Below are 25,355 nucleotides of genomic sequence, written 5' to 3' on the forward strand. Positions count from 1 at the left end.
TGATTTGGTGATTTGGCGCACCCCGGCCGTTTACGGGTGATAGTGCCGGTCCCTGCACACAACGGGTGTCCTTTCGGCGCGGCTGCCACACCCCGGCACCACAAAGGGGTCAAATCGGACCATGTGGTATGCCCAGAATCCCGCCAGGCGCACCCATCAGCTCGCCGGCGATGCCGGGGTCCTCCTGTGGACCGCGCTGTGGGCCGCCGCCGCCGTGCTCACGTACCGGCTGGCCTGTCTGCTCGCCCTGCCCCGCGCCCTGCAGCAGCACCGTGCGCCGTTGCCGCTGGTCGGCGGCCGGGTGGACCTCGCCCTGCGGCGCGTCGCCGACGCCGTCGACGCGATGGATCCCCTGGCCGTGCGGACCGCCGTGGCCGTTGGCGCGGTCGCCCTCTTCGTCCTGCCCGTCGGCCTCGTCCTCGCCGTCTGGCTGCCGCGCAGGCTGCGCTGGATCCGGCAGGCGGGCGCCGCCCGTGACCTGGCCGCCTCCGACGACGGCCGTGAGCTGCTCGCCCTGCGCACCCTGCTCAGACCGCTCCACGAGGTGGCCGCGACCGCGGCCAACATCGCGGGCGCGACCCCGGGCAGCCTCGCCGAGGGCTGGCGCAACGGCGATCCGCAGACCCTGGACGCGCTGGCCGAGGCGGAGCTCGAACGGCTCGGCCTCGATCTGGTGCCGCAGCCCCCGGAGGAGCTCGGCCCCATCGGCCGGCAGGCGACGGGACCGATGGCCGAGTCCATCACCTGAGCTTGTTCATGGCCTGAGGCCGAGACGACGCGCGAAGGCCCCGGGACCGCTGCCGGTCCCGGGGCCTTCGTGTGCGTACGCGGTGCTACGCGGCCGGCAGGGCCTCCAACTGCGCCTGCAGCCGCGTGATGTCGGCCTCGGCCTTGGTGAGGCGGCCGCGGATCTTGTCGACCACGTTGTCCGGGGCCTTCGCCAGGAACGCCTCGTTGCCCAGCTTCGCCTCGGCCTGCGCCTTCTCCTTCTCGGCGGCGGCGAGGTCCTTGGCGAGGCGCTTGCGCTCGGCCGCGACGTCGATCGTGCCGGACAGGTCGAGCGCGACCGTGGCGCCGGAGACCGGCAGCGTCGCCGTCGCCGTGAAGGCGTCACCCTCCGGCTGGAGGCGCAGGAGCTGGCGGATGGCCGCCTCGTGCGGGGCGAGCGCCGTACCGTCCAGGGTCAGGCGGGCCGGCACCTTCTGGCCCGGCTGCAGACCCTGGTCGGCGCGGAAGCGGCGGACCTCGGTGATGACCTGCTGGAGGGTCTCGATCTCCCGCTCGGCACCGGCATCGCGGAAGCCGCCCGGGGCGTCAGCCCCTGGAACCAGCACAGTGGCGGGCCAGTCGGCGATGACGAGCGACTCGCCGCCGGTCAGCGCCGTCCACAGCGTCTCCGTCACGAACGGGACGATCGGGTGGAGCAGGCGCAGCGTGACGTCGAGGACCTCGCCGAGGACGCGGGCCGAGACCTTCGCGCCCTCGCCGCCCGCCATGAACGTCGTCTTGGAGAGCTCCACGTACCAGTCGAAGACCTCGTCCCACGCGAAGTGGAAGAGGGCGTCGGAGAGCTTGGCGAACTGGAAGTCGTCGTAGAGCGCGTCGACTTCGGCGACCGTCGCGTTCAGGCGCGAGAGCACCCAGCGGTCGGTGGCGGACAGCTGCTCGGCCGGGGGCAGCTCGCCCTCGATCGTGGCGCCGTTCATCATCGCGAAGCGCGTGGCGTTCCAGATCTTGTTGGCGAAGTTGCGCGAGCCCTGGACCCAGTCCTCGCCGATCGGCACGTCGGTGCCGGGGTTGGCGCCGCGGGCGAGGGTGAAGCGCAGGGCGTCCGAGCCGTACTTGTCCATCCAGTCCAGCGGGTTGACCGCGTTGCCGAAGGACTTCGACATCTTCTTGCCGAACTGGTCGCGGACCATGCCGTGCAGCACGATCGTGTGGAACGGCGGGGTGCCGTCCATCGCGTACAGGCCGAACATCATCATCCGGGCGACCCAGAAGAAGAGGATGTCGTAGCCGGTGACCAGGACGGAGTTCGGGTAGAACTTCGCGAGGCTCTCGGTCTCCTCGGGCCAGCCGAGCGTGGAGAAGGGCCACAGGCCCGACGAGAACCACGTGTCGAGCACGTCGTTGTCCTGCGTCCAGCCCTCGCCGGTGGGGGCCTTGTCGTCCGGTCCGACGCAGACGACCTCGCCGTTCGGCCCGTACCAGACGGGGATGCGGTGGCCCCACCAGAGCTGGCGCGAGATGCACCAGTCGTGGAGGTTGTCGACCCAGTCGAAGTACCGCTTCTCCATCTCCTGCGGGTGGATCTTGACCTTGCCGTCGCGGACCGCGTCACCGGCGGCCTGCGCGAGCGGGCCGACCTTGACCCACCACTGCATGGACAGGCGCGGCTCGATGGTGGTCTTGCAGCGCGAGCAGTGGCCGACGGAGTGGGTGTACGGGCGCTTCTCGGCGACGATGCGGCCCTCGGCGCGCAGCGCGCCGACGATGGCGGAGCGGGCTTCGAGGCGGTCCAGGCCCTGGAAGGGGCCGGGCACGGTGATGACCGCGTGCTCGTCCATGACGGCGATGTTCGGCAGGCTGTGGCGCTGGCCGATCTCGAAGTCGTTCGGGTCGTGCGCGGGGGTCACCTTGACGGCGCCGGTGCCGAACTCGGGGTCGACGTGCTCGTCGGCGACGACCGGGATGGTGCGGTCGGTCAGCGGCAGCTTGATCTGCTTGCCGACCAGGTGCTTGTACCGCTCGTCCTCGGGGTGGACGGCGACGGCGGTGTCACCGAGCATCGTCTCGGCGCGGGTGGTGGCGACGACGATGGTGTCGTCCCCCTCGCCGTACTTCATCGAGACGAGCTCGCCGTCGTCGTCCTGGTACTCGACCTCGATGTCCGAGATCGCCGTCAGACAGCGCGGGCACCAGTTGATGATGCGCTCGGCGCGGTAGATCAGCTCGTCGTCGTAGAGCTTCTTGAAGATGGTCTGGACGGCCTGCGAGAGGCCCTCGTCCATGGTGAAGCGCTCGCGCTCCCAGTCGACGCCGTCGCCGAGGCGGCGCATCTGCCCGGAGATCTGGCCGCCGGACTCGCCCTTCCACTTCCAGACGCGCTCGATGAACTCCTCGCGCCCGAGGTCGTGGCGGGACTTGCCCTCCTTGGCGAGCTCGCGCTCCACGACGTTCTGCGTGGCGATGCCGGCGTGGTCCATGCCCGGCTGCCAGAGCGTCTCGTGGCCCTGCATGCGCTTGCGGCGGGTGAGGGCGTCGATCAGCGTGTGCTCGAAGGCGTGGCCCAGGTGGAGCGCGCCGGTGACGTTGGGCGGCGGGATGACGACGGTGTACGGCGGCTTCTCGCTCTTCTCGTCTGCGGAGAAGTAACCGCGTTCTACCCAGCGCTCGTACAGCGGCCCCTCTACCTCGGCCGGCGCGTACTGGGTCGGCAGTTCGGGAGTGGTCGCTGGGGGCTGCTGCTGAGCGTTCTCGGTCACGCGGTCAGTTTAGGGGGGCCGGGGAGCGGTGCCGAAACCGGAATCTTCGATAACGGTTGCCGGCGGGCTCCCCACGGGGTCACGGCTTCGTTCAGGATGTCCGGGACACGTCAGCATTCCGAGGGGGACCCACGCCATGAGCCACCAGCCAGGCCCGTACGACGGACAGCAGCCGGGCCCGTACGGGGGCGGACAGCCGGGCCCCTACGGGCAGCAGCAGCCGCAGCAGCCGGGACCTTACGGGAGTGGGCAGCCCGGCCCGTACGGGCAGCCCCCGCAGAGCCCCTACGGGCAGCAGCCCTACGGCCAAGTGCCGCCCCCGCCGCCGGGGCCGCCGGCCGGCGGCAGGAAGAAGACCGGACTCGTCATCGGGGTGGTCGTCGCCGTGCTCGCCGTCGCCGGGATCGGTTTCGGCGCGTACGCCGCGTTCGGCGGGGGCGGTTCGGCCTCCGTCGAGGACGACGGGGCACACAAGCTGGTGCCGCCGGCCTCCGTGGGCGCGTACGAGAAGGGCGACGAGGCGGGTGCTCCCGACGGCGGTCCGCTCGGCTCCGGCGACAAGAAGAACGCCGAGGAGATCGGCATCAAGAACCCGCACAACGTGTCGGCCACGTATGAATCCGGCGCGGCCCTGAAGGGGAAGCAGATGAGCTTCCAGGGGATGTACGGCGACATCGACGACCCGGAGCAGGCCGTCGACGACGGCTTCGTCAAGGCCGACGAGAACACCGAGAAGGAGTCGGCCAAGGCCACCGACGAGGGGGACGAGGTCGATCTCGTCGGCAGCCCCGAGAGTGTCGAGCCGGACGGCCTCGACGGCGCCGTCATGAAGTGCCAGACCGCCCGCATCAAGGACGGCGGCGACGAGACGAAGCTGCCGATCTGCATCTGGGCCGACCACAGCACGTACGGCATCGTGTTCGGGGTCGACGTGGCGGCGATGGCGAAGGGGGACGGTGGCGGCATGGCCGTGGACGACGTCGCCGACTTCGCCGCCGACCTGCGCAAGTCGGCCCGCGTCAAGGCGTAGCGGCGCATTTGGGGAGGAAGGGCCCGGGGCGGCGCACCGCCCCGGGCCCTCGTACGTCCACCCTCTGGCACAACCGTTCAACAACTCCGCATCGATCCCGCCCGGCCGTCCCGCCCCCCGCACCCATCCGACAGGATGTTCGGCATACATAAGCCTCGGGAGGGACCCCCAGTAATGAGCTACAACCAGCCGGGACCGTACGGCGGGCAGCAGCCCCAGCAGCCCGGACCGTACGGGCAGCAGCCCCAGGCCCCGCAGCCGGGCCCCTACGGGCAGCCGCCGCAGGCTCCCCAGCCCGGCTACGGCTACCCCCCGCAGGCGCCGCAGCAGGCCCCGCAGCAGGGTGGATACAGCCAGCCCCAGCAGCCCGGCCCCTACGGGCAGCAGCCCCAGGCCCCTTACGGCCAGGTCCCCCCGCAGGCCCCCTACGGGCAGCAGGCCCCGTACGGGCAGGTCCCGCCCCCGCCTCCGGGTGGCGGCAAGAAGAAGACCGGGCTCGTCATCGCGGCCGTCGCCGTCGTGGCCGCTGCGGCCGTCGGCGGTTACTTGCTCCTCGCGGGCGGCGACGAGAAGGACGGCAAGGGCGGCGGCTCGTCGAACGTCGCGGACGGGGGCGTCAAGGACGACGGCCCGCACAAGCTGACCACGCCGCAGACCGTCATGAGCGAGTACGAGAAGGACGGGGAGGGCGACGGCGCCCCGAGCAGCATCGACCTCGACAAGGCCGAGGCGGCCGGGGTGAAGAACCCCGAGGACGTGCAGGCCAGTTACAAGTCGGGCAGCGAGGACAACCCGATGTCGCAGAAGATCCTGAGCTTCGGCGGCGTCTACGGCGACATCGAGGACCCGGAGGGCGTCGTGGACCACATGTTCACGAACGCCAAGGAGAAGAACGGCTCGTCGTCGGAGAGCGGCGGCCGCAAGATCACGCTGGTCGGCGAGCCGAAGCAGTACGAGCCCGCCGAGCTCGACGGCGCGGTCCTGAAGTGCCAGGAGATGAAGATCGCCATGGGGTCCGGCACGGGCTCCGCGGACACCTCCGCCGGCGCGGCCGGCCCGAGCGAGATGTCCGCGGCGACCTGCATCTGGGGCGACCACAGCACCATCGGCTACGTCGTCACGACGGACGTCGCGGGCGCGGTCTCCGGCAAGTCCGCCGACCTCGACGAGGCCGCGACCACCACGGCCAAGTTCCGCGGCGAGGTCCGCGTGAAGCGCTGACGCCGCGCGGGACGGGCCCCTCCCCCCGTCCCTCACACACCTGACACCTCAGGTCCACGGGGCCCGGTCATCGGACCGGGCCCCGTTGCGTCAGGATGTCAGGAACACATAAGCATTTCGGAGGGGGAACCCCATGAGCCACAACCAGCCGGGCCCGTACGGCGGGCAGCCGCCCCAGCAGCCCGGACCGTACGGGCAGCCGCCGCAGGGTGTTCCGCCGCAGCAGCCCGGCCCCTACGGTCAGCCGCCGCAGGCCCCCCAGCCCGGCTACGGCTACCCTCAGCAGGCTCCCCCGCCGCAGCCCGGCTACGGCTACCCCCAGCAGGCCCCGCAGCCCGGCCCCTACGGGCAGCCGCAGGCCCCCTACGGACAGCCGCAGGCCCCGTACGGGCAGGTGCCGCCCCCGCCGCCGGGTGGCGGCAAGAAGAAGATGGGGCTCATCATCGCTGCGGTCGTCGTGGTCGCCGCCGCGGCGGTCGGCGGATACTTCGCCTTCGCGGGCGGCGACGACAAGGGCGGCAAGAGGGACGGCTCCTCGAACGTCGCGGACGGTGGCATCAAGGACGACGGGCCGCACACCCTCACCACCCCCGCCACCATCCTCGGCGACTACAAGAAGAGCGACGACGACAGCGGTGGCTTCAACGCCAGCGACCTGGCGGCCGCCGAGAAGGCCGGTGTGAAGGACCCGCAGGACGTCAGCGCCGCCTACCAGTCGGGGGACGACAGCAACCCGCTGGGACAGAAGGCCATCCAGTTCATGGGCGTGTACGGGAAGATCGACAACCCCGAGAAGGTCGTCGACGACATGTTCGCCAAGCTGAAGCAGGACTCCCAGGGCAAGGCCTCGGAGACCGGTGAACTGGTCGGCAGCCCCAAGGACTTCAGCACGAGCGCCGCGGCCCTCAAGTGCCAGGAGTCGGTGATCCAGAACGACAACGCCGGCACCGGCACGTCGTCGGGACCGAAGGAGATCCACATGCCGGTCTGCATCTGGAGCGACCACAGCACCCTTGCCGTCGTGGTGCCCGTCGAGGTCGTCGAGGCGATGGCGGGCAAGGTGTCGTTCAGCAAGGCCTCGGCCACGACGCTCAAGGTCCGCAAGGAAGTCCGCGTCAAGTCCTGACCCGCGCTGCGGTCGGACTCACCGGTCACGCCGAAGGGGCGCCTCGCGATCACTCGCTGGGCGCCCCTTCGGCGTACGGCCCGAACAGCCTTGCGGCTACGCGGACTTCTGCTCGCCCGCGCCGCCGCCCCGCGCCTCGCGCGGCACCAGCGTCGGGTTCACGTTCGAGCGGACGACGTCCGCCGTGATGACGACGCGGGCCACGTCCTTGCGGGACGGCACCTCGTACATCACCGACTGCAGGACCTCCTCCATGATGGCGCGCAGACCGCGCGCGCCGGTCTGGCGGAGGATCGCCTGGTCCGCGATGGCCTCCAGGGCCTCACGCTCGAAGTCCAGCTCCACGCCGTCGAGTTCGAACAGGCGCTGGTACTGCTTCACGAGCGCGTTGCGCGGCTCGACCAGGATCTGGAGCAGGGCCTCGCGGTCGAGGTTGTGGACCGAGGTGATCACGGGGAGGCGGCCGATGAACTCGGGGATCATCCCGAACTTCACCAGGTCCTCCGGCATGATGTCCTCGAACTGGTCCTTCTCCTCCATCTCGCGCTTGGAGCGGATGGTGGCGCCGAAGCCGATGCCCTTCGCGCCCGCCCGCGACTCGATGATCTTCTCGAGGCCGGCGAAGGCGCCGCCCACGATGAAGAGCACGTTCGTCGTGTCGATCTGGATGAACTCCTGGTGCGGGTGCTTGCGGCCGCCCTGCGGCGGGACGGAGGCCGTGGTGCCCTCCAGGATCTTCAGCAGGGCCTGCTGGACGCCCTCGCCCGAGACATCGCGGGTGATCGACGGGTTCTCGCTCTTGCGGGCGACCTTGTCGATCTCGTCGATGTAGATGATCCCGGTCTCGGCCTTCTTGACGTCGTAGTCGGCCGCCTGGATCAGCTTGAGCAGGATGTTCTCGACGTCCTCGCCGACATAGCCGGCCTCCGTCAGCGCCGTCGCGTCCGCGATGGCGAACGGGACGTTCAGCATGCGCGCGAGCGTCTGCGCGAGGAGCGTCTTGCCGGATCCCGTCGGGCCGAGCAGCAGGATGTTGGACTTCGCGAGTTCGATCGCGTCGTCGCGGCCCTGCGCGCCGCCGTTCTCTCCGGCCTGGACCCGCTTGTAGTGGTTGTACACCGCTACCGAGAGGGCCTTCTTCGCGGGCTCCTGGCCCACGACGTAGCCCTCAAGGAATTCGTAGATCTCGCGAGGCTTGGGGAGTTCCTCCCAGCGCACCTCGCTCGTCTCCGCGAGCTCTTCCTCGATGATCTCGTTACAGAGGTCGATGCACTCATCGCAGATGTACACACCGGGGCCTGCGATGAGCTTCTTGACCTGCTTCTGACTCTTTCCGCAGAACGAGCACTTGAGCAGATCGCCGCCGTCACCGATGCGTGCCACGAGGTGCTTCCCCTTCGCCTGGGAGACGCCACGTTCAGCGGCTCCTGGTGCCTCATATCCGACGGTACCTTGCCGGGCCCCCCGTTCGGGCCCCCCTTGGCACGGTTCACTTCGACGCGAGTCGTGCACAAACCGTGCCAAGGAGCGGCAGATGCTACAGCTCTGCGCTAGGCGACCGCGGAATTGTTCATCTTCCGGGTGGAGATGATCTGGTCGACCAGGCCGTACGAGAGCGCGTCCTCGGCCGTGAGGATCTTGTCGCGCTCGATGTCGTCGCGGATCTTCTCGATCGGCGTCGTGGAGTGCTTGGCCAGCATCTCCTCCAGCTGCGCACGCATCCGGAGGATCTCGTTGGCGGCGATCTCCAGGTCGGAGACCTGACCGCGGCCGGTCTCGCTGTAGGGCTGGTGGATCAGGACGCGCGCGTTCGGCAGCGCCATGCGCTTGCCCGGCGTACCGGCCGCGAGGAGCACGGCGGCGGCGGAGGCGGCCTGGCCCATGCAGACGGTCTGCACGTCGGGCTTCACGAACTGCATCGTGTCGTAGATGGCCGTGAGGGCCGTGAACGAACCGCCCGGGCTGTTGATGTAGATCGAGATGTCGCGGTCCGGGTCCATCGACTCCAGGCACAGGAGCTGTGCCATGACGTCGTTGGCGGACGCGTCGTCGATCTGCACGCCGAGGAAGATCACGCGCTCCTCGAAGAGCTTCGCGTACGGGTCGTACTCGCGCACGCCCTGCGAGGTGCGCTCGACGAAGCGCGGGATCACGTAACGGGACTCGGCGCTGGCGCCGGTGAACTCGGCCTGGCCGCTCTCGGCCTGCGCGCGTCCGAAGAGGCCGCTGCCGGGGAAGTTGTTCATCTCTGGTTCTCCTGAGAAGGGAGGGGCTTGGGTGCTGGCTTCGGGGCGCTGAGCACGGGGCTCAGGCTCCGGTGCCGCCCCCGCCCGGCATACCGGCGGCGCTGGACATGATGTCGTCGATGAGGCCGTACTCCTTGGCCTCCTGCGGGTCGAACCAGCGGTCGCGGTCCGAGTCGCGCGTGACCTGCTCGACGGTCTGGCCGGTGTGGTGTGCCGTGAGCTCGGCCATCTTCTTCTTGGTGAGCAACAGCCGCTCGGCGTGGATCTTGATGTCCGACGCGGAGCCGGCGAGGCCGGCGGACGGCTGGTGGATCAGGATCTCGGCGTTCGGCAGCGCGAAGCGCTTGCCGGGCGTACCCGCGCTGAGCAGGAACTGGCCCATCGAGGCCGCCATGCCCATCGCGATCGTCACCACGTCGTTCTTGATGTACTGCATGGTGTCGTAGATCGCCATGCCGGCCGTGATCGAGCCGCCGGGGCTGTTGATGTAGAGGTAGATGTCCTTGTCCGGGTCGGACGCAAGGAGCAGCAGCTGTGCGGTGATCTTGTTGGCAATGTCGTCGTCGACCGGCTGGCCGAGGAAGATGATCCGCTCGCCGAGCAGCCGGTTGTAGACCTGGTCGCCGAGGCCACCACCGATGGAGGGGTCGCCGGCGGCGGAGGGCATCAGATTCGTCACGTATCCACCTGCTCGTCTTACGACGGCGCCGGGCCGTCTCACGTCTTCTTGGGACCTGGGACCCCGCGTGCTCGCCGCTCCGGGGCGGCTTCGGGGACTCCCCTGCCCTCGTATTCATGGACCCTAACGCTCAGCCCCGTCCGGGGAATCCCGCGAAGGCGGCTGTTCGCTGTGAGCGCAGGTTCTGGCGGGGGCGCCTTGGACGGTACGGGGCGGCCCCGTTTGGGCCGCGGGGGACGGGGCCGGGTGCGCCCCGTCGGGGGCGGGGGGATGGTGCCGACGGCCCCGTCTGGGCCCGGGGGGGGCGGTGCCTGGTGCGCCCCGTCAGGGGCGCGGGGAACTGCGCGGCCAGCCCCCGCCGGGCCGCAGGCGCGGGGGCCGCGGGCGGGACCACGGCGGGTGCGGGCTGTTCCTGGCTGAGCGCGCAGTTCCCCGCGCCCCTTAAAAGCACGCCCGTCGCCGGGGCGCCCCGTTAGGGGCGCGGGGAACTGCGCGGCCAGCCCCCGCCGGGCCGCAGGCGCGGGGGCCGCGGGCGGGAGTACGGCGGGTGCGGGTTGTTTCTGGCTGAGCGCGCAGTTCCCCGCGCCCCTTAAAAGCACGCCCGTCGCCCGGGGCGCCCCGTAAGGGGCGCGGGGAACTGCGCGGCCGGCCCCCGCCGGGCCGCAGGCGCGTCCGGCGGGGGACGACGAGGCCCCCGGGACTGGTCCCGGGGGCCTCGTCGTGCGTGTCAGAGCGAAGCTCAGGCTTCGGTCTTCTCCTCGGCGTCAGCCGACTCCGTGGCCTCGACCGTCTCGGCGGTCTCGTCCTCGTCGTCGTCCAGGTCGACGACCTCGCCGTTCGTGTCCTTGACCGTGGCCGCCTCGACGACGACCGCGAGGGCCTTGCCGCGGGCGACCTCGCCGACCAGCATCGGGACCTGGCCGCCCTCGACGACGGCCTGGGCGAACTGGTCGGGGGACATGCCGGAGGACTGCGCGCGACGCATGAGGTGCTCGGTGAGCTCCTCCTGGTTCACGTTCAGCTTCTCCTTGTTGACGAGCTCGTCCAGGACGAACTGCGTCTTGATGCCCTTCTCGGCCTGCTCCTTGGTCTCGGCGTCGAACTCCTCCTCGCTCTTGCCCTGGATCTCCAGGTACTTCGCGAGGTCGAGGCCCATCTGGCCGAGCTGGTGGTTGACCAGGTTGTGCTTGCGGGTCTGGATCTCGTCCGCGAGGAGCTTCTCGGGGACGGGGACCTCGACCAGCTCGAGCAGCTTCTCCAGGACGCGCTCCTGGGCCTGCGTGGCCTGGTCGTACTGCTTCATGTTCTCGAGGCGCTTGCGGCTGTCCGCCTTGAGCTCGTCGAGGGTGTCGAACTCCGACGCGAGCTGCGCGAAGTCGTCGTCCAGGGACGGCAGTTCACGGGCGGCGACCTGGGTGACCTTGACGGTGACCTCGGACTCCTTGCCGGCCGCCGAGCCGCCCTTGAGCTCGGAGGTGAAGGTGGCCTCGCCACCGGCCTCCAGGCCCTTGACGGCGTCGTCGATGCCCTCGAGGAGCTCGCCGGAGCCGATCGTGTAGGAGACGCCGGACGCGACGCCGTCCTCCAGGACCTCGCCCTCGACCTTGGCCTCCAGGTCGATCGTCACGACGTCGCCGTCCTCGGCGGCACGCTCGACCGGGGACGTGGAGGCGAAGCGCTCGCGCAGCTCCTCGACGGCCTTGTCGACGTCCTCGTCGCTGACCTCGACCGCGTCGACCTCGACCTCGATGCCGGAGTAGTCCGGGATCTCGATCGCGGGACGGATGTCGACCTCAGCGGTGAAGTTGAGGGTCTCGTTGTCCTTCAGCTCGGTGATGTCCACCTCGGGCTGGCCCAGGACGTTGAGCTCGGCCTCGTTCACGGCCTCGGTGTAGAACTTCGGGAGCGCGTCGTTGACGGCCTCTTCGAGGACGGCGCCGCGGCCGAACCGCTGGTCGATGACTCGGGCCGGGATCTTGCCCTTGCGGAAGCCCTTCACCGTGACCTGCTGGTTGATCTTCTTGTAGGCCGCGTCGAGGCTGTCCTTGAGCTCCTCGAAGGGCACCTCAACAGTGAGCCGAACCCGGGTCGGGTTCAGGGTCTCCACGGCGCTCTTCACGGTTCGGTCTCCTTGGGGCTGACTTCTTGGGATTCTGCCCGGCTCAGAGACACACGGGCACACAGCTTGCATAGTAACGGCAAGCGGGAGCCGAGCCACAATGCGATCTTGGAGAGGGGTCCCGCGGAGGCGAAACGAGCGCGGGGAACGACGAACAAGGTGGTCGGGGTGGCGGGATTTGAACCCACGGCCTTCCGCTCCCAAAGCGGACGCGCTACCAAGCTGCGCCACACCCCGTCGGTGCGACACGTAGGGTACATGCCCGCAGGCCGTACGGCCCCCGGTTAACCGGGGGCAGGTGAGGGGGGCGTGCGGCGAACGCCCACGACCCGCTACGATGCCTCTCGTGCCGCGGCGTCCGCGCCGGTGGCGCGATCCGTGCGGGCGTAGCTCAATGGTAGAGCCCTAGTCTTCCAAACTAGCTACGCGGGTTCGATTCCCGTCGCCCGCTCTGTGTGAGAACCCCGGACCTTTCGAGGCCCGGGGTTCTTCGCGTTCCGGGGGTCTTCGCGTTACGGGGGCGGACGGGGCTCGCGCGCGGCCCATAACGGCTTCTTTCAGCGCCGCATAGTTCGCCCCCAGGGACGGATCGGGACGAATGCCGGGCGAGCGGAAGGCCGCCGTCCGACGTCCTGGACGACAGTGCGCCGCTCAGCCCGGTGCCCCGCCCGCCGGCGAGGGCGGTTTCCCGCCTTTCCACTGTGTTGCAGGCATATGCCCCCTTGTGGGGCAGGAAGCACGGACCAGACGATCGGTCCGCTTCACCCGACTTCACGGAGGTTCCGATGACCGAACGACTCTCGCTGGGCCCGGATGCCGCACGGCAGCTGGCGACCGCCACCAAGACCGCGCCGCAGATGCGCGGCATCACGCCCCGCTACCTGCTGCGCGCCCTGCCCTGGGTGGACATCGAGGCCGGCGTGTACCGCGTCAACCGCCGCCGCTCCTTCGTGCTGGGCGACGACCGCGTCAGCACGTACGACGACAACGGCACCGCCCGTGTCGTACCCGGCGACTTACGCGAAGTGCCGTATCTGCGCGAGGCCGACGACGCCGCTCTCGCCGCTCTCGCCGACGCCTTCACGGAGGTCACCTTCGAGGCGGGGCAGGTCGTCGTGCAGGAGGGCGACGCCGCGGACCGGCTCTGGATCATCGTGCAGGGGCGGGCCGAGAAGCGGGTCTCGGGGCGGTACGGCGAGGACGCGCTGCTGGAGGTGGTCGGCGACGGGCAGTTCTTCGACCTGGGCGCGTGGAGCAGGTCCGAGCCGATGCCGTACCGCGTGCAGGCGCTCACCCGGGGCACCGCGCTCTGCGCCGAGCGCAGCGCCCTCACGGCGCTCACGGACCGCGACGAGACGCTGCACGCGGAGCTCACGGCGTACAACGCGAGCGACCCCGGCACGGCGGGCGGCGAGGTGCCGGTGGACCTCGCGTCGGGGCACGTCGGGGAGCCCGATCTGCCCGGCACGTACGTCGACTACGAGGACGCGCCCCGTGAGTACCACATGAGCCTCGCGCAGACCGTCCTGCGCGTGCACACCCGCGTATCCGACCTCTACAACGGACCGATCGACCAGACGCGCGCGCAGGCCAACCTGACCATCGCAGCCCTGCGCGAGCGGCAGGAGTCCGCGCTCCTGAACCACCCCGAGTTCGGCCTGTTCAACAACGTCTCGCCGGGGCAGCGCGTGCAGACCCGCACCGGCGCGCCCACCCCCGACGACCTGGACGAGCTGCTCGCGCGGGTGTGGAAGCAGCCCGGCTACTTCCTCGCGCACCCGAGGGCCGTCGCCGCGTTCGGCCGCGAATGTACGCGCCGGGGCGTGCCCCCGGTGACCGACACCCGGTTCGGCAGTCCGCTGCTGACCTGGCGCGGGGTGCCGCTGATCCCGTCGGACAAGGTGCGCTTCACGGGCGGCGGCGGGATCCACGCGGGCACCACCGAGATCCTTCTGATGCGGATGGGCGAGGCGGAGCAGGGCGTCGTCGGGCTGCGGCCCTCGGAGGTGCCGGACGAGGTCGAACCGGGCCTGGCGATGCGGAACATGGGCGTCGACAACAAGGGCATCACGTCGTACCTGATGACGGCGTACTTCAACACCGCGGTCCTGGTGGAGGACGCGGTCGCCGTTCTGCAGAACGTCGAGGTGGCCAAGTACCATGACTATTCCTGACGTTCAGGGCCTGGGACGCGTACTGGCGCCCTCCGTACCGGCGCCCCAATCCGTGCCGGCACCCCCATCCGTACTGGCACCCTCCTCCGTACCGGCACCCCCCGCCGCGACGACCACCCCGCCCGGCGCCTTCTCCCCCGAGGCCGCCCGCCAGGACGTGCCGGTGCTGCACCGCACCGTCAACGGCCACCCGCTCGTCTGGCTCGACAACGCCGCCACCACCCAGAAGCCGCGCCAGGTCATCGAGGCCCTCGCCGGCTACTACGGCACCGCCAACTCCAACATCCACCGCGGGGCGCACACCATGGCCCGCGAGGCGACGGACCTGTACGAGGCGGGGCGCGCCGCCGTCGCCTCGTTCCTGGGCGCCGAGGGGCCGGAGACCATCGCCTTCGTGCGCGGCACCACGGAGGCGATCAACCTGGTCGCGCAGAGCTGGGGGCGGGCGAACCTGGGGCCGGGCGACGACATCCTCGTCCCGGTCCTCGAACACCACTCCGACATCGTCCCCTGGCAGTTGATCGCCAAGGAGACGCGGGCCCGGGTGGTCCCGGTGCCGCTGGACGGGACCGGGCAGATCGACCGGGCGGCCTACGCCGATCTGCTCTCGTACCGCACCCGGCTCGTCGCGATCAGCCATGCCTCGAACGTCCTCGGCACCGTCCCGCCCGTCAAGGAGATGGCCGCGCTCGCCCACCGCTACGACGCCAAGGTGCTCGTGGACGGCGCGCAGGCGGTGGCCCATCTCCCCGTCGACGTGCAGGATCTCGGCGCGGACTTCTACGCCTTCTCCGGGCACAAGCTGTTCGCGCCCACCGGCATCGGCGCGCTGTACGCGCGGCCCGAGGTCATGGCGGCGATGAAGCCGTGGCAGGGCGGCGGCAACATGATCGAGTCCGTCTCCTTCGACCGGACGACGTTCGCGCCCCCGCCGCACCTCCTGGAGGCCGGCACCGGGCACATCAGCGGGGTGGTCGGGCTGCTGGCCGCGCTGGACTGGCTGACCTCGTTCGACCGGGACGCCGTCGTCTCGTACGAGAACGCGCTGATGGCGTACGCGGAGCAGGCCATGGCCGGCGTGCCCGGGCTCTCGCTGATCGGGGCGGCGGCCGAGCGGATCGCCGTGCTGACCTTCACCCTCGCGGGGCACGACCCGGCGGCGGTCGCCGACTGGCTGGACCGGGACGGCATCGCGGTCCGCTCGGGCCACCACTGCGCGCAGCCCGCGCTCGCGCACTACGGCCTGGAGTCGGCGGCGCGCGCTTCGCTGTCGCTCTACAACACGTCGGAGGAGGTGGACCGGCTGGTGGCCTCGCTCAGGGCCCTGCAACGGACTTCTTGAGCGGCGGACCGTGGGGGGCGTGCGAAGCGCGCCCCCTGCCTCGGGGAGTGAACAAGACTTGAGCCTGGACGAACCCTCAGAAACTGATCGAGTTGATGGTCTCCGCCACTTCGTTCAGGAAGCGGTTTATGGAGGGGGCCATGCCGGTCGAGGCGAGGAAGAAGCCGAAGAGCACCGCGACGATCGCGGGGCCCGCCTTGAGCGATCCCCCGCGGATCAGCACCACAAGGATGATCGCCAACAGCAGTACCACTGACAGCGAAATGGCCACACTGATCACACCCTAGGTCGGTCACTCTCCCGGCCCGGGGGGTACGACCCCGCACACCCCCGCCACCGACCATCGTGCCACCAACAGGCCCGCTGTATGCGGCCGGTGACACATCGTCGGCCAGAGCTTCGAGGGCCCCCGGCGCCGCGCGGCCCGTGCGGCGCATGAACCGCACACCCTCGTACAGCATTTCGACGGCCGACCCCCGACGGAAATCAGGCTTGATCGTTGCCGTGGCCACACACGACGTTCGCAGGAAATTCGAATTGTCGTCAGACACACATCAGAAGCACATCACAGGCGCGTAACTCCGCCGAACTCCCCGGCCAACCGGACATTTCACCAGAGTCGCCCGCGGACGTTATGCACCATTTAAACCGGATGAGTTGCGACGTAACGGACAGAAAGTGACCGCATCTCTTTGTCGACTCGGCGCGAATCCAGGGTATCCGGTACCCGATAAGCGGGATTCCACTCCGTGCCGGATCTGCGTCGGACAGAGATTGAGTCGGGATAAGTGATGAGGGTTTTACGAATACGGCGCCTCGACGCTAGGGTGCCTCAGATGTTCCACGCTGCCATCACCCCCAGAGGCGCAGTGCGGTCCCGGGTCGTCTCACCGAGCGCATGGTGGGAGGGCCTGTGACCAACTCGGTGCACCCGCACGGACGCCACCGGGCGCCGCTCCCCCCGGCCCAGGTGCCGATGGCCGGAGTCCCCACTCCCCGCGCCCACCATCCGACCCCGCAGGCCGCTCCCGCTCCCCCCACCACGGGCGGCCACCGCACGGCTCAGAGCGGATCGAAGCCCGCCAAGCAACGCGACGCGTTCTTCGACAACGCCAAGTACCTGGCGATCGTCCTCGTGGCGATGGCCCACGCATGGGAACCCCTGACGGATCACAGCCGCGCCGCCGAGGCGCTGTACATGACCGTCTATACCTTCCACATGCCGGCGTTCATCCTGATCTCCGGCTACTTCTCGCGCAGTTTCGACATGCGGCCCGACCGGCTCAAGCGGCTGGTGACCGGCATCGCCGTGCCGTACGTCATCTTCGAGGTCGCGTACACCCTCTTCAAGCGGTACGCGGACAACGACCCGAGCCAGCCGATCAGCCTGCTCGACCCCTGGTACCTCACCTGGTTCCTGGTGGCGCTCTTCGTGTGGCGGCTCACCGTGCCGCTGTGGAAGATCGTGCGCTGGCCGGTGCCGCTCGCCCTGGCCATCGCCATGCTCGCGGTGATCTCACCGGACATCGGCGACGACCTCGATCTGCAGCGCGTCCTGCAGTTCATGCCGTTCTTCGTGCTCGGCCTCTTCATGAAGCCCGAGTACTTCCAGCTGGTGCGCCGCCGTGAGGTGCGGATCCTGTCGGTGCCGGTCTTCGCGGGCGCGCTGCTGCTCGCGTACTGGGCGGCCCCGCGGATGACCTCGGTGTGGTTCTACCGCCGGGACAGCGCCCAGGAGTTGGGCGTCCCGTGGTGGGTCGGCATCGTGATGACGCTGGCGCTCTTCGGCTGCTCCGTGGTCCTCACCGCGTGCTTCTTCGCGTGGGTGCCGCGCCGCAAGATGTGGTTCACGGTCCTCGGCGCCGGCACGCTGTACGGCTACCTGCTGCACGGCTTCCTCGCCAAGGGCTCCCGTTTCGGGGGCTGGTTCGAGACCTACGACTGGCTGCACCAGCCGGCCGGCGAGATCTTCGTGACGGTGGTCGCCGCGAGTGTGGTGACCGTCCTGTGCACGCCTCCGGTGCAGCGGATGTTCCGTTTCGCGATGGAGCCCAAGATGGAGTGGGCCTTCAAGCGGGACGCGGCGGCGCTGGCCAGGGAGCGGGCCAAGTCCGGCTAACGGGACCCCTCGGGGCCTTCCCCGATCCCCAACAGGGCGCGCATGGCGGTGTACTTCACCGTCAGGCGCGCCCTTGTCGTCGCGTCGAGCACGGCGAGGCGGGCCGGGTCCGCGTTGTGCGCCAGGTCCGCCTCCTTGACCAGGCGGGCCCCGTCCGTCGCCAGGATGCGCGCGGCGTACGCCTCCTGCGGCTCGCCCGCGACCTTGGTGAGCGCCAGGACGATGTCCTTCGTGCGGCGGGTCAGCGGGGCGCCCCTGAGCCACTGTTCCGTCAGGGCGCCGTCCTCGACGGAGTCGTGCAGCCAGGCGGCGGCGATCTGTTCGTCGTCGCCGCCGCGCGAGCGCACGCCGTCCGCCACCGCTCGCAGGTGCTCGGTGTAGGGGCGGCCCGCCTTGTCGGTCTGGGCGGCGTGCGCCTCCCGGGCCAGGGCGGCCACCTCCGCCACCGTCAGCATCGGCGTCGGTGTCGGCTCCGGCTCCGGGGTGCGGTCCTGGGCTGCGGGCGTCATGCCGCCGACTTTAGGGCCTGTCCGGCGGGTCTTGTCGCGGGCGCGGGGTCTGGCACGCCGATCTGCGGCGTTGTCGTCGGTTGCCAACGCTCCGCGTTGCCGCCCTCCTCCGCCTTGCATCTCGACGCACCAGACCCCGCTCACCAGCACCGAAACGCGCAGGCCACCCGACTACGACCTGACCCGCCGGACAGACCCTAGCGCTGCCCGCGCGGGCAGCGTCGTGGCGGCGAGACCGAGCCCCAGGACCGCGGCCACGAACGACCCGTACACCAGCGGCGGAATGTAAGGGCCTTGGCCGGTCAGGCCGTTCATCATCGGGACGAGCGTGGCCAGGGCGATGGCCGAGCCGATGACGATGCCCGCGCAGGCCACGAGCAGCGCCTCCCAGCGGACCATCCGCAGCACCTGGCGGCGGGTGGAGCCGATCAGGCGCAGCGTGCCGAGTTCGCGGCGGCGGTCCAGGACCGTCATCACCAGGGTGTTGACGGCGGCGATCGCCGCGAAGCCGCCGAGGACGGCCGCCATGGTGGTGTTGGCCCAGGCGTTGAGCTCGCGGTCCAGGGAGCGGGCGGTGGCGTACCCGTCCCGGTCCGTGAGGGTGCCGAGTCCGGAGAGTGCCTGCGCGGAGCCGCCCTTGGCCCAGATCTCGGTGGCGAAGGACGAGGTGACGTGCCGCTTCAGGTCGGCCGCCGCCATGGTGACCTGGGAGAGGCCGAGGCCCCTGCCGTACGTCGCCACGATCTTCGGCGCCGCCTTGGTGCCGTCGGGCAGCCGGATGTCGAGGCGGTCGCCGGTGCTCACGTGCGCGGAGTCGGCGAGGCGGCTGTCGACGGCGATCTCGCCCCGGCCGAGCCGGAGGGTGCCGGTCTCGATCTTCAGGTCCTGCACTGCGCCGAGGTCGGCGGCGGTGCCGGTGACGCCCTGCGCCGACGCCGACTCCAGCCAGCGGTCGCCGCCCGAGCCGACCGGGACGAGCAGGGTCGTCTTGAGCAGGCCGACGGCCGAGGTGACCCCGTCCGTCCCGGCCGCCTTCCCGACGGCGTCCGGGGCGAGGCCCGTATCGGAGGTGAGGATGTGGTCCGCGGTGATGCCCGCGCGCTGCTGGTCGGCGGCGACCCGGTCCTCGCTGGTGTGCATGAAGACGAGGACGCTGGAGAAGGCCATGGCGAGCACGATCGGGGTGATCGCGGAGGCCAGCCTGCGGGCGTTCGTACGGGAGTTGGCGGCCGCGAGCGACGCGGGCGCGCCGGCGCCGCGCAGCGGAAGCCCGAACAGGGCGGCACAGCCGCGGGCGACCAGCGGGCCGAGCAGGGCGACGGCGAGCATGAAGAGCATGACGACGCCGAGCGCCGCGTTGGCCGCGTCCTCGCCGGTGTTGTGCGCGGCGAACCCGGCGAAGACGCCGCCCCCGGCCGCCGCCGCGATGCCCAGCGGCGTACGGATCCAGCCGAGCGGCACCCGCTCCACGGACGCCTCCGTCAGGGCCTGGCCGGGCTTGATGCGCGAGGGCCTGCGGGCGGCCAGGTATCCGGCGCCGAGCGCGGTGAGGACGGCGGCGCCGACGGCGGTGACGAGGGGGATGAAGGAGACGGACAGGTCGACGGCCCCGGGGATCGCGCCCTTCTCCTTGAGCTGCCCGAACCACCAGCGGGCCAGGGCGATGCCGGGCAGCAGGCCGACGGCGCCCGCGAGCGGCGCGACGAGCAGGGTCTCGGTGGCGATGGTGCGGCGGATCTGGCGCGGGGTGGTGCCGATGGCGCGCAGCAGGGCGTACTCGCGGGCGCGCTGGCCGACGGAGAGGGCGACGGTGCCGGCCGCGGTGAACACGGCGGTCAGCGCGGCGATCCCGCCGAAGGAGCCGCCCAGTCCGGTCAACATCTCCTTGGCATAGGCGAGTTCGGAGCCCTCGGCGGCGCTGCGACCGTCGCCGGTGTGGACCTCGGCCTTGCCGCCGACGGCGTGCGCCACCTGCGCCCTGAGGGTCTCGGCCGACACTCCCCGCTTCGGCAGGACGGCGATGGCGTCGACGCGCCCCGGGTGGCCGGAGAGCCGGACGGCCTCGGCGTCCGCGAACCAGGCGGTGGAGGTACCGGAGGCGGACCGGACGGTGCCGGAGACCCGGAAGTCGCGCGGGCCGTCCGCGGTGGTCAGCGTGGTGCGGTCGCCCACGGCGGCGCCGGGGGCGGCGAGGACGACCTCGCCGGGGTGCGGGGCGCGGCCCGCGGTCAGCTGCTCGCCGGTGAAGGCGGTGGAGCCCCAGCCGTGTGCGGTGACGTCCTTGCCGCCGGAGTGCAGCGGGAAGGTGACGTCGGGGACGGCGGTGCGCGCGCCGGGCGCCGAAGCGGCCCTGGCCACCAGGGAGTCGGCGACACGGGCCCGGTCGGGCAGCGGGGTGGCGGTGTCGGAGCGGTCCTCGCCGCTGCCGGTGGTGAAGTGCGCGGCCTGGTCGGCGGCGGCCACCACGGGGGCGCCGGCGTAACGGGCGGAGGGCATCGAGGCGCGCAGCCCCGTCTCCAGGAGGATGCCGCAGGCGGCCACGATCAGCGAGGCCATCATCAGGGCGACGAAGGTCCCGGCGAACGCCGCGGGCTTGAAGCGGACGGCCGCGCGGGCGAGGCCGTTGGGCCGGTACGCCATTACGCGGCCACCCCCGAACAGGCCGGGGCGGTGCGGGCGGTCAGGGTGGTCATGCGGTCCGCGATCCGCCCGGCGGAGGCGCCGTCGAGGTGGTCGACGACGGAGCCGTCGGCGAGGAAGAGCACGCGGTCGGCGTGGGCCGCGGCGGACGGGTCGTGGGTGACCATGACGACGGTGGCGCCCATCCGGTCGACGGCGGAGCGCAGCAGGCCGAGGATCTCGGCGGCGGTGGTGGTGTCCAGGGCGCCGGTCGGTTCGTCGGCGAAGATGACGTCGGGCTCGGTGACCAGGGCGCGGGCGATGGCGACGCGTTGCTGCTGGCCGCCGGAGAGCTGGCCGGGGCGGCGGCGTCCCTTGTCGCCGAGGCCGACCCGGGTGAGCATCTCGGCGGCCTTGCGGCGGTCGGGGCGGTGGCCCGCGAGGCGCATCGGCAGGACGACGTTCTGCTCGACGGTGAGTGACGGCAGCAGGTTGAAGGCCTGGAAGACGAAGCCGAGGCGGGTGCGGCGCAGTGCGGTGAGCTTGTTCTCGCTCATGCCGGTGATCTCGGTGCCGCCGAGGCGGACGGTGCCCGCGCTCGGCCGGTCGAGGCCCGCGGCGCACTGCAGGAAGGTGGACTTGCCGGAGCCGGAGGGTCCCATGACGGCGGTGAAGCTGCCGCGGGGCAGGGCGAGGTCGATGCCGGCGAGGGCGTGCACGGCGCTTGAGCCCCGCCCGTACCGGCGGCGGACACCGCGCAGTTCGACGGCCCAGTCGCCGGCGCCGGGCGCCCCGCCGGGGACGCGTACGTCCTCCTCGGCGACTCGGTTCCTCTTCCGCCGCAGCCCCATGTCCGTGTCCACCTCTCGTGACGAATTCGACCTCTCGAACGTACGGAGACGGGGGTGCTGTGGACCATGAGGGCGGCTGGCGGACCCGGGGTGGGGAGAACCCCACCTCGTGCGTTCAGGAAGCCTCCGCCAGTCGTTTGGTAATCTAACTATTGACGCTTTCTTGACGCTCCCTTTGCCAACTCACGTGCGATCTTCCTCGCCATCGTCCACGCCATCCCCACGGGAGGAACGGGCCCATCGGACACGCAGACACCTTGATAGCCATGGGCGGCGCCTTTCTCGCCGCCGCCGTCCTCGCCCGCCTCGGCGGCCGCATCGGACTCCCCACCATCCCCCTCTTCATCCTGGCCGGGATCCTCCTCGGTCCGCACACCCCCGGCGTGGTCCTGGTCTCCGACCCCCACGACCTGGAGATGCTCTCCGCGCTCGGCCTGGTCCTGCTCCTCTTCTACCTGGGCCTGGAATTCCATCTGGACGACCTCAGGACGGGCGGCCGCAAGATGGCCCTCGCCGGAGGCACCTACCTCGCCCTGAACGTCGGCGCCGGCCTGGGCTTCGGATTCGCGCTCGGCTGGGGCACCTCCGAAGCGCTGGTCCTCGCCGGGGTGCTCGGCATCTCGTCCTCCGCGATCGTCACGAAGGTCCTGGTCGACACGGGCCGGCTCGGCAATCCGGAGACCAAGCCGATCCTCGGCATCATCGTCGTCGAGGACATCTTCCTGGCCCTCTACCTCGCGGCACTGCAGCCGATCCTGTCCGGCGCGGACAGCCTCTCGGCCGCGGTCCTTGACGGCGGCAAGGCCTTCGGCTTCCTGCTGCTGCTCGCACTCGCGGCCCGCTTCGGCACCAAGGCCGTGGGGCGGCTGATGGACACCCGGGACGACGAACTCCTCGTCATCTCCTTCCTCGGCGCCGCCGTCTTCGTGGCCGGGGTCTCCGAGTGGTTCGGCGTCGCCGACGCGATCGGCGCGTTCATGGTCGGCCTGATGCTGGGCAGCACGGCGTCCGGCGACCGCATCCGCGCGCTGGTCCACCCGTTGCGGGACGCGTTCGGCGCGATCTTCTTCTTCGCGTTCGGCCTCTCCATCGACCCCGGCGACCTGCCCGCGGTCGTGTGGCCGGTGCTCGCGGCGGTCGCGGTGACGCTGGCGATGAACGTCCTGGCCGGACTCGGCGCGGCCCGCGTGTACGGCTTCGGGGCGGGCCCGGCGGCGAACATCTCGACAACCCTGCTGGCCCGCGGCGAGTTCGCCCTGATCCTCGCCACGATGGCGGCGGGCGCGGGCCTCGACGACCGCCTCTCCCCCTTCATCGCGGGATACGTCCTGCTGCTCGCGGTCCTGGGCCCCCTGGCGGCGGGCCGCTCGGAGTGGCTTGCGCGGGTGCTGCCGGGCGGCCGGGGCTACGTGGCGGAGGCCGCCGGGCCCAGTTCCTCGGGGAAGGAGGAACGGGCCTCCGCGAACAGCGTGCCGTAGTCGGAGCCGTAGGTGACGGCGGCGGCGAACAGGGCGTCCAGGGCGGCCTGCAACGGGTCGTCCTCGACCGCGGCGGTCAGGGCGGGCAGCGCCAGGAACTGCTGCCGGATCGCCGGATGTTCGGGGCGGGCCGGGGGCACGGTGGTGTCCGGCACGGCCGGGTCGTCCATCACGCGGCGCGCCACGCGGCCCACGCGGTCCTGGACGTCGAAGGGCGCGGGCAGCGGCTCCCCGCGCTCGGCCGCCGCCAGCGCCGGGGCGATCCAGTCGACGGCGGCCAGCCCGGCCTTCTCGTACGCGCGGCGCATGGCCCAGCGGGCGACGGCGCGCTGCCGCTCCGGGGACAACCGGTCCAGGGCGACGGCCAGTTCGGGGGCGAGTTCCTGCATGCCCGCCACGTTTCCGCGGACGGTCAGCAGCCGCTCACTCGGGAGGTGCCCGCCCCACGCGTCCCGGAGCGCGTCCTGTGCGGCGCGCTCCTCCTCCTCGCGGGCGAGCCGCCGGGACTCGGCGAGTTGTCCGGGCGTCGGCGGATCCGGGGTGTCCCTCGCGACCTCGTGCCAGTACGCCGCGCTGGAGCCGGTCTGCTTGATGAGCCGGTCGCGGGCGGGTGGCGCGGGCCAGAACTGGAGGAGGTGCCGCTCGATGACGAGACCGTCCAGGCACTCCAGTTCCCGCTCGCGGGCCTCGTCCATGCCGCTCGCACTGTGCCGGACACGGAAGTCGGCCGGGCCGAGGGCGAGCGGGAAGCTGCCGTCCCCGCCCCACAGTTCGAGCGCCACCTCGTGGTGGGTGGGGCGGAAGGAGACCTCGGCGATCTCCTCCCAGCTCTCGTCGAGCTCCGGCTCGCTCTCGTGCAGTTCGACGGTGCAGCCGACGGGTCCGGTGTGCAGACCGGTGGTCAGGAAGAGGTGGCCGGGCACGGCCGCGCCGCACAGGCCCGAGGTCTGTCCCGAACGCGGGTCGTACGGGACGTCGCTCTCCCACCGGTCGGGGTCGCTCACGACGTACCACTGGGAGTAACAGACCCTGACGTCGCCGCGGAACAACGTACGCACGGCACGCACGCTTACGCCTCCCGGCAGATCAGCAGGAGCGCCCGGTCGTCGTTCACGTCCTTCGCCACCGCTTCGATGAGGTGCCAGGCCGCGCCGTGGAAGCCGCCCGCCACATAGCGGTCGGCCTCGCCCGTCAGGCGGTCCATGCCCTCGGCGATGTCGCGGTCGGAGGTCTCGACGAGGCCGTCCGTGAAGAGCATCAGGACGTCGCCGGGGCGCAGCACGCCCTTGACCGGGTCGAACTGCGCCCCGTCGTACACGCCGAGGAGCGGGCCCTGGCCGGTCTTCTCCTCCCAGCGGCCGCTGCCCGCGCTGAGCTGGAGGCCGGGCGGGTGGCCCGCGGAGAAGAGTTCGTAGTCGCCGGTCTCCAGGTCGAGGACGAGGTGGATGGAGGTGGCGAACCCCTCGTCCCAGTCCTGGCGGAGCAGATAGCCGTTGGCTGCGGGCAGGAAGGCGTGCGGGGGCAGCGAGCCGAGCAGGCCGCCGAAGGCGCCGGAGAGCAGCAGCGCGCGCGACCCCGCGTCCATGCCCTTGCCGGAGACGTCGGTGAGCACCGCCTCCAGGGTGCGGCCGCCGTTGGTGCGGGCCGCGACCACGAAGTCCCCGGAGAAGGACTGGCCGCCGGCCGGGCGCAGCGCCATCTCGCGGTGCCAGCCGCGCGGCAGCTTCGGCAGCTTGCTCTGTACCCGGATGCGTTCGCGCAGGTCGAAGAGCATCGTGCCGCCGCCGCGCCAGGGCACGCCGACCCGGCTGCGGAACTGCGCGATGAGCAGGCCGAAGAAACCGCAGGCGGCGACCACCAGGACGGTGCCCGGGGTGACCCGCGAGACACCCTCGGGGTACGGGCCGAGCTGGACGGACTCCACGATGAGGGCCACCGCCGACGCCGCGTACAGGCCGAGCAGGCTGGCGGGGCGCAGCAGCAGGCCGCCCGCGACGATGGGCAGGACGAGCGCGGCCGGCGAGCACCAGACGCTGTTGACGATCGTGCCGCAGGTGATCACGGGGACGGTCAGGAGGAGGCCGGCCAGGGCGACCCAGTCGGAGCCGTCGCCGCGGAAGTAGTCGACCCCGGATTTGCGCAGCACTATGCGGACCCGGTGCAGCCTCTTCTTCATCCGGGCCGTGAACGTGTCGGCCTCGGCCCGCCGCTCACCCCGCTCGCGACGTCCGCGCCGTTCTCCTCGTACCGCCATTGCTCGTGGACCTTATCCAGCGAGCCGCTCCCTTCGCACGGGAGGTCCCGGTTGTCCCCCGTCGGAGGAGCGTCGTGGACGGCCGTGGACGGCCGTGGACGGG

The 25,355-nt window shown here is 71.1% G+C and carries 20 protein-coding genes and 2 tRNA genes; 9 read left to right on the forward strand and 13 right to left on the reverse strand.

Annotation, left to right across the window (positions count from 1 at the left end; genetic code table 11):
* Window positions 1-121: 121 nt before the first annotated feature.
* Entirely contained in the window at window positions 122-748 is a 627-nt protein-coding gene (locus ACFYO9_RS15855) for a hypothetical protein (protein WP_355808275.1), read from the forward strand.
* A gap of 85 nt (window positions 749-833) precedes the next feature.
* Here ACFYO9_RS15855 and ACFYO9_RS15860 read toward each other — a convergent pair whose 3' ends face one another.
* Together ACFYO9_RS15860 and ACFYO9_RS15865 are read right to left on the reverse strand one after the other, a co-directional pair.
* Window positions 834-3,485 (reverse strand): valine--tRNA ligase, encoded by a 2,652-nt coding sequence (locus tag ACFYO9_RS15860; RefSeq protein ID WP_358776006.1) that lies wholly within the window; start codon window positions 3,483-3,485, stop codon window positions 834-836.
* Between the two features lie 91 nt (window positions 3,486-3,576).
* Window positions 3,577-3,795, reverse strand: a complete 219-nt coding sequence (locus ACFYO9_RS15865; protein ID WP_358776008.1) for a hypothetical protein — start codon at window positions 3,793-3,795, stop codon at window positions 3,577-3,579.
* Between ACFYO9_RS15865 and ACFYO9_RS15870 the strand changes: the two genes are divergently transcribed.
* The 3 genes from ACFYO9_RS15870 to ACFYO9_RS15880 all read left to right on the forward strand — a co-directional run bounded on the left by ACFYO9_RS15870 (window position 3,796) and on the right by ACFYO9_RS15880 (window position 6,862).
* Window positions 3,796-4,515 carry a hypothetical protein gene (locus ACFYO9_RS15870; protein ID WP_358776010.1) on the forward strand — a complete coding sequence of 240 codons (720 nt, stop codon included), beginning with the start codon at window positions 3,796-3,798 and terminating at the stop codon, window positions 4,513-4,515. It begins immediately after the preceding gene.
* A 174-nt stretch (window positions 4,516-4,689) separates the two neighbouring features.
* Window positions 4,690-5,736, forward strand: coding sequence for a hypothetical protein (locus tag ACFYO9_RS15875; RefSeq protein WP_358776011.1), 1,047 nt, complete (start codon window positions 4,690-4,692; stop codon window positions 5,734-5,736).
* Between the two features lie 133 nt (window positions 5,737-5,869).
* Window positions 5,870-6,862, forward strand: coding sequence for a hypothetical protein (locus ACFYO9_RS15880; RefSeq protein ID WP_358776013.1), 993 nt, complete (start codon window positions 5,870-5,872; stop codon window positions 6,860-6,862).
* 96 nt (window positions 6,863-6,958) lie between these two features.
* Here the strand turns inward: ACFYO9_RS15880 and clpX are convergent, their stop codons facing one another.
* The 5 genes from clpX to ACFYO9_RS15905 all read right to left on the reverse strand — a co-directional run bounded on the left by clpX (window position 6,959) and on the right by ACFYO9_RS15905 (window position 12,143).
* The gene (gene clpX, locus ACFYO9_RS15885; RefSeq protein WP_355808261.1) at window positions 6,959-8,245 is read right to left on the reverse strand and encodes an ATP-dependent Clp protease ATP-binding subunit ClpX; all 1,287 of its coding nucleotides are present in this window, start codon (window positions 8,243-8,245) and stop codon (window positions 6,959-6,961) included.
* Between the two features lie 167 nt (window positions 8,246-8,412).
* Window positions 8,413-9,108 carry an ATP-dependent Clp protease proteolytic subunit gene (locus ACFYO9_RS15890; protein ID WP_355808259.1) on the reverse strand — a complete coding sequence of 232 codons (696 nt, stop codon included), beginning with the start codon at window positions 9,106-9,108 and terminating at the stop codon, window positions 8,413-8,415.
* A gap of 61 nt (window positions 9,109-9,169) precedes the next feature.
* Window positions 9,170-9,775, reverse strand: coding sequence for an ATP-dependent Clp protease proteolytic subunit (locus ACFYO9_RS15895; RefSeq protein ID WP_190538051.1), 606 nt, complete (start codon window positions 9,773-9,775; stop codon window positions 9,170-9,172).
* 751 nt (window positions 9,776-10,526) lie between these two features.
* Window positions 10,527-11,906 (reverse strand): trigger factor, encoded by a 1,380-nt coding sequence (gene tig, locus ACFYO9_RS15900; RefSeq protein WP_358776015.1) that lies wholly within the window; start codon window positions 11,904-11,906, stop codon window positions 10,527-10,529.
* 160 nt (window positions 11,907-12,066) lie between these two features.
* A tRNA-Pro gene (locus ACFYO9_RS15905) sits at window positions 12,067-12,143 on the reverse strand.
* Between the two features lie 143 nt (window positions 12,144-12,286).
* On the opposite strand from ACFYO9_RS15905, the gene ACFYO9_RS15910 reads away from it, so the two are divergent.
* The 3 genes from ACFYO9_RS15910 (at window position 12,287) to ACFYO9_RS15920 (ending at window position 15,422) form a co-directional block, all read left to right on the forward strand.
* A tRNA-Gly gene (locus ACFYO9_RS15910) sits at window positions 12,287-12,357 on the forward strand.
* 334 nt (window positions 12,358-12,691) lie between these two features.
* On the forward strand, window positions 12,692-14,080 hold the full coding sequence (locus ACFYO9_RS15915) for a family 2B encapsulin nanocompartment shell protein (protein ID WP_358705246.1): 1,389 nt from the start codon (window positions 12,692-12,694) through the stop codon (window positions 14,078-14,080).
* On the forward strand, window positions 14,067-15,422 hold the full coding sequence (locus ACFYO9_RS15920; protein ID WP_358776017.1) for a cysteine desulfurase: 1,356 nt from the start codon (window positions 14,067-14,069) through the stop codon (window positions 15,420-15,422). Before ACFYO9_RS15915 ends, ACFYO9_RS15920 begins: the two co-directional genes overlap by 14 nt.
* Window positions 15,423-15,498: 76 nt before the next feature.
* Here ACFYO9_RS15920 and ACFYO9_RS15925 read toward each other — a convergent pair whose 3' ends face one another.
* Complete coding sequence (locus ACFYO9_RS15925) at window positions 15,499-15,693, reverse strand: hypothetical protein (protein WP_055570088.1); 195 nt, start codon at window positions 15,691-15,693, stop codon at window positions 15,499-15,501.
* 642 nt (window positions 15,694-16,335) lie between these two features.
* Here ACFYO9_RS15925 and ACFYO9_RS15930 point away from each other — a divergent pair.
* A complete protein-coding gene (locus ACFYO9_RS15930) occupies window positions 16,336-17,541 on the forward strand; it encodes an acyltransferase family protein (RefSeq protein ID WP_358776019.1) in 1,206 nt (401 codons plus the stop codon).
* On the opposite strand, the gene ACFYO9_RS15935 is transcribed toward ACFYO9_RS15930, so the two are convergent.
* The 3 genes from ACFYO9_RS15935 to ACFYO9_RS15945 all read right to left on the reverse strand — a co-directional run bounded on the left by ACFYO9_RS15935 (window position 17,538) and on the right by ACFYO9_RS15945 (window position 21,520).
* Window positions 17,538-18,050 (reverse strand): HD domain-containing protein, encoded by a 513-nt coding sequence (locus tag ACFYO9_RS15935; RefSeq protein ID WP_358776021.1) that lies wholly within the window; start codon window positions 18,048-18,050, stop codon window positions 17,538-17,540. The two genes, ACFYO9_RS15930 and ACFYO9_RS15935, sit on opposite strands and share 4 nt — an antisense overlap.
* Before the next feature lie 171 nt (window positions 18,051-18,221).
* Entirely contained in the window at window positions 18,222-20,690 is a 2,469-nt protein-coding gene (locus ACFYO9_RS15940) for an FtsX-like permease family protein (protein WP_358776023.1), read from the reverse strand.
* A complete protein-coding gene (locus ACFYO9_RS15945) occupies window positions 20,690-21,520 on the reverse strand; it encodes an ABC transporter ATP-binding protein (protein WP_358705254.1) in 831 nt (276 codons plus the stop codon). The genes ACFYO9_RS15940 and ACFYO9_RS15945 overlap by 1 nt, the downstream gene beginning before the upstream one ends.
* Before the next feature lie 266 nt (window positions 21,521-21,786).
* On the opposite strand from ACFYO9_RS15945, the gene ACFYO9_RS15950 reads away from it, so the two are divergent.
* On the forward strand, window positions 21,787-22,998 hold the full coding sequence (locus tag ACFYO9_RS15950) for a cation:proton antiporter (RefSeq protein WP_355808241.1): 1,212 nt from the start codon (window positions 21,787-21,789) through the stop codon (window positions 22,996-22,998).
* Here the strand turns inward: ACFYO9_RS15950 and ACFYO9_RS15955 are convergent.
* Together ACFYO9_RS15955 and ACFYO9_RS15960 are read right to left on the reverse strand one after the other, a co-directional pair.
* Window positions 22,926-24,056, reverse strand: a complete 1,131-nt coding sequence (locus tag ACFYO9_RS15955; protein ID WP_358776025.1) for a hypothetical protein — start codon at window positions 24,054-24,056, stop codon at window positions 22,926-22,928. The genes ACFYO9_RS15950 and ACFYO9_RS15955 overlap by 73 nt on opposite strands.
* An 11-nt stretch (window positions 24,057-24,067) precedes the next feature.
* Window positions 24,068-25,252 carry a PP2C family protein-serine/threonine phosphatase gene (locus ACFYO9_RS15960; protein ID WP_355808235.1) on the reverse strand — a complete coding sequence of 395 codons (1,185 nt, stop codon included), beginning with the start codon at window positions 25,250-25,252 and terminating at the stop codon, window positions 24,068-24,070.
* Window positions 25,253-25,355 lie beyond the last annotated feature (103 nt).

It is taken from the genome of Streptomyces sp. NPDC005863 (assembly GCF_042871345.1).
In the GTDB taxonomy this organism is placed as follows: Bacteria; Actinomycetota; Actinomycetes; order Streptomycetales; family Streptomycetaceae; genus Streptomyces.